This window comes from Wolbachia endosymbiont of Cylisticus convexus (genome assembly GCF_003344345.1).
Map to the genome: position 1 here is coordinate 1 of NZ_QPIP01000198.1, position 3,861 is coordinate 3,861.

General features: G+C 34.0%; 3 protein-coding genes and 2 pseudogenes. 1 reads left to right on the forward strand and 4 read right to left on the reverse strand.

Features of this window, described 5'->3' with window-relative positions; translation table 11 throughout:
• Nucleotides 1-126: 126 nt before the first annotated feature.
• From Wcon_RS10320 to Wcon_RS10330, 3 genes and pseudogenes are all read right to left on the reverse strand, one after another.
• A complete protein-coding gene (locus Wcon_RS10320) occupies nucleotides 127-342 on the reverse strand; it encodes a hypothetical protein (protein WP_147269139.1) in 216 nt (71 codons plus the stop codon).
• Between the two features lie 74 nt (nucleotides 343-416).
• On the reverse strand, nucleotides 417-719 hold the full coding sequence (locus Wcon_RS10325) for a hypothetical protein (RefSeq protein ID WP_114517187.1): 303 nt from the start codon (nucleotides 717-719) through the stop codon (nucleotides 417-419).
• Nucleotides 704-1,618 (reverse strand): annotated as a pseudogene (locus tag Wcon_RS10330) (patatin-like phospholipase family protein). The gene Wcon_RS10325 and the pseudogene Wcon_RS10330 overlap by 16 nt, the downstream one beginning before the upstream one ends.
• Here Wcon_RS10330 and Wcon_RS10335 point away from each other — a divergent pair.
• A pseudogene (locus tag Wcon_RS10335) lies at nucleotides 1,617-1,925 on the forward strand (phospholipase D-like domain-containing protein); the annotation flags it as partial. The pseudogenes Wcon_RS10330 and Wcon_RS10335 overlap by 2 nt on opposite strands.
• Here the strand turns inward: Wcon_RS10335 and Wcon_RS10340 are convergent.
• Nucleotides 1,869-3,581 carry a recombinase family protein gene (locus Wcon_RS10340; RefSeq protein ID WP_114517976.1) on the reverse strand — a complete coding sequence of 571 codons (1,713 nt, stop codon included), beginning with the start codon at nucleotides 3,579-3,581 and terminating at the stop codon, nucleotides 1,869-1,871. The pseudogene Wcon_RS10335 and the gene Wcon_RS10340 sit on opposite strands and share 57 nt — an antisense overlap.
• Nucleotides 3,582-3,861 lie beyond the last annotated feature (280 nt).

Consider the following 3,861-nt stretch of genomic DNA (forward strand, 5'->3'; position numbering starts at 1 on the left):
TGGCCTAACTGCTGATGAGTTGGGTGAGTGTCCAAAAATGAATTGACTTGAATTCTGGATTAAAAACAGGGTACTCAGAGATATTATATTAAGATATAAGCAAAAGTAATTGTTTATTTAATAAATCTATTTGCCATCTCTGAAAATTTGCTTAGATTTCGCTTGTTCAACAGATACCTCTTCTAGTTTTTCTGGCTCAGCTTCGGGTCTTGCAGCCAATTTGCATTGTTTGATAACTTTCTTTAACGTTTTTACTGCAATAAAATTAATACTGAAAACACATGCCGAAGTTATGGCTAAGGCTGGAAAAGGGGCCAAATTAAACATCGGCAAAATTGCCACAATCGTGCCAGAAGTCAGTAAAAGCGCTAACTTTTTGCTTCCAATGATCTTATTTTTTTTAACCTTTATTGGGTTTAATTTTTTACTTTTGCTTTTAGCTTTTTGAAGCCTTTTTTGAACGTATTGCCCTTTTTTAGCTCTTTTTTTACGGGTTTTGCTTTCTTTATTTTAAAGCTTTTTATTTTTTCTTTTATTCCTTTTTTATCTTTTTTTGCTTTAGAGGTTTTCTCCATCATCTTTAGAGGTTGCTCATGTAGCGGTTTTGGCTTATCGTTTGAAGTTTTAGCTTCTTGGCCATTAGTATATTTTTCGGACGAAACTATGTTTTTTAAACCTTTCTTTGCTTTGTGGTATAATTTCTTTAGTTTGCTTGGCATTTCAAAAATTTATCTATTACTTCCTGGTTGTCCTCTATCATTGCATTTGCTTCTTGCTGAAGACATTTAATATTTTTAGGTGTTACATTATCCATCTCAGCCGACGCTATTGTCAGGTGTGATTGTATTCTTATATATCTGTCGTCCATTACGTTACCTAGTTGATAATTCACTACATCAAGGCTCGAAGCAAACATCACATTTAATAGGGGCTTTATCCAAGCTATTTTCCCTAATTTCCTGTACTTGATTCGATTAGATAGCCGACCTGTGCCGATTGATACCAGAATAATCTCTTCATTAGGGAAAAGTTTTTTACTGTTTGCATATGCACAAGCAGCTGGATTATTCGCAAATACTCCGCCATCCACCAGTACCATTTCTTTTTGGTTGACCTTAAGATACTTAGGTGCAAAATATGTTGGAGCTGCAGTTGTGGCTCTTAATGCATCTTTGAGTTTGATAAAATTTCTATCTTCTTTCCAGCTCTTAAAAAAGAAAGGATGGTTGTTATGAATATCATAACTGGTAAGCAGTACATTACTCAAAGTGTTTTGTAGAGTATCATCACCAAAATATTTTTCTAATATCGATTCGATGTTTTTGTGTGGGTATTATGCACAATTAAACCAAGATAGTATTGATCGTCTAAAGAATGAAGACTTAAAAATATATGGTCCATACTCTTGGTAAAGTTCAACCAAATCATTGGCTGAATATTGAGGTTTATCTTTTTTACATAATCCTGCCACAACAATCCCACCGGTTGAAGTACCAGCCATTAGATCAAAGATTTCAGCTACTCTCTTTCTTGTTCTTTTTTCTATTTCTGCTAGAATGATGGCTGGTATTATGCCCCTTATGCCTCCTCCGTCAACTGAAAGGATGTATTTTGCCATGGTTAGGTATTTATTGATTTTATTAACTTGTTCGCTTTTATCGGGATGTGTTTCCTGCCCAAAAGCCACAGTCTGCTTCACGCCTGGAGAAAATTGCACCAACCTAATAATTGATTCTGTAGACTATGCTAAAAAATCTGTGTTGGTTCAAGCATACCAATTTACCTCGAAGCCTATTGCTGAATCCTTGGTTCAAGCTAAAAAGCGTGGAGTTGATGTCATGGTTATTCTCGACGAATCGCAAGTTAGCTCAAAGTATAGTGTTATCAATGAGCTGTTTGAGCAAAAAATCCCAATTTGGGTAGACTTGACTACTACGACAATGTTGTAAATTTTGACCTTTTTCATTGTTATGTTCTGTAGAATGAGATATATCTTTTACTCGAAACACTATATTTACTTCTTCAATATCAACTTCAATTCGCTTAACTAATATTCTGATAACATTACGTTTAGTTAGCCAATCTAAATCATCAAGCTTTGATTTAATATTGGAAAAAAACTCTTCTAAATTGGTTACAACGAGAGTTAATTCTTGTTGTAGATTTTTTCGATTGAATATTTTTTTCTTTTCCTCTTCAACTATTTTTAAGCTCTGTTTTGCTGCTTTAATTCGTGGTTCAAATTCTTCTTTGCTAATATACCCTTGAGTATAGCTATCAATAAGTCTTGAAATGCCTTGTTTCAGCTTATCATCTTGTTTTTTAAGTGAATCAGTTATTTGATCACATGGTGATTTTTGAAGTTCTGAAAGCCTACGCTGATATTCCTTTAAAATTCTGTTTGGATTTTTTAATAGGCTTTTAACTTCTTCCCACACAGCTGTCTCTAATGTAGAAGCACGAATTGTTTTACTATTACAAATCTTATTACCAGCAAAACGGTAAGCATCTGCGCCAATACAACGATAACATTTTTTTTGAGACTTGCCATATCTTTTAGCATAATAAGAATACTGGCAACGCTTGCATACCAATAAGCCTTGCAATAGATTAGTTGTTCCTATTTGTCTTGCTCTTTGCCTTTTTGCGTTCTCAGCTAATTGCTTTTGAACTATATCAAACAAATCTTCATCAACTATTTTAGGTACTGGAATGTAAATCCAATGTTCCCTTTCAACACGATAGGTAGAACTATTCTTTTTAGGTTGTTCACAGGAATGTTTGTATGGTCTTATTTGCGGCAGCTTTGCACCTACCTTTGTTTTACCAAAAGCTGCTTGTCCTTTATAGACAGGATTTTTTAGTGTACCACAAAGCGTGCCTTTATTCCAGCATTTTCCCTTCGCTGACATGATAGACATGGTATTTAGCTGGCGACATACTTCTCCAGCACTCATTCTTTCTCTGCCTATCCAAGAAAATAGCTTACGAACCACTTCCGCTTCTTCTTCATGAACTTCAAACCGAGCTTGCCCTCCTTCCATCTGTTTATTTATATAACGGTAGCCGTAAGGAGCTCTACACATTACATTTACACTACCTTTTTTAGCTGCATAAATTTTTCCTCGACGACATCTTTCAGTAATCTTTGTGTGTTCATATTCTGCTATCATACCTTGCATTTGTAACAATAAATGAGCTTCTGGACTATCATTAATCTGATTATTTAAAAAAATTACTTCTACTTTTGCTTTCTGTAATTCTTCAAGTAAAACCATCTGATATGCATATTTACGCGATAAACGATCAGGAGAATGAATATAGATTATGTCAATTTTACCTTCTGCTACTTTATTACGTAATTTTTCTAAGGCAGGACGAACTAAATTAGATCCACTATAGCCATTATCAACGAATTTATGTTCATCTAGCAATTCATGCCCATCTGCTTTAATTTTATTTTCTAAAGCTGAAAGTTGACTTGCAATCGTATTCTCTTGTACTTGTTTTTCTGAAGAAACTCTTGCATATAAGCTTACTGTTAACATTTGATCCTCCTTGAAGTTCTTTTTTATTTGCATTTACTGAATACTTTAGCACTGGCATTAATTTTGTGTAGGCGTCTAATAAATATACCTCTGCCAACCTATCAGGTTCATAACTAACTCGTATGGCAAATCTTTCTTTACTGTTCATAACATTCCATTTAAATAATATGCTCATTATTAATCCACTACATTAAAGCTGATAATTAGTTCGTCATTAGCGTCATAAATAAATGGAGCTCTTACTTTTGGACATAAAAGTTTTCTGGAAATACTTTTTTCAAGTTTTAAATTGTTGGCAACATTGTCGTAGGTG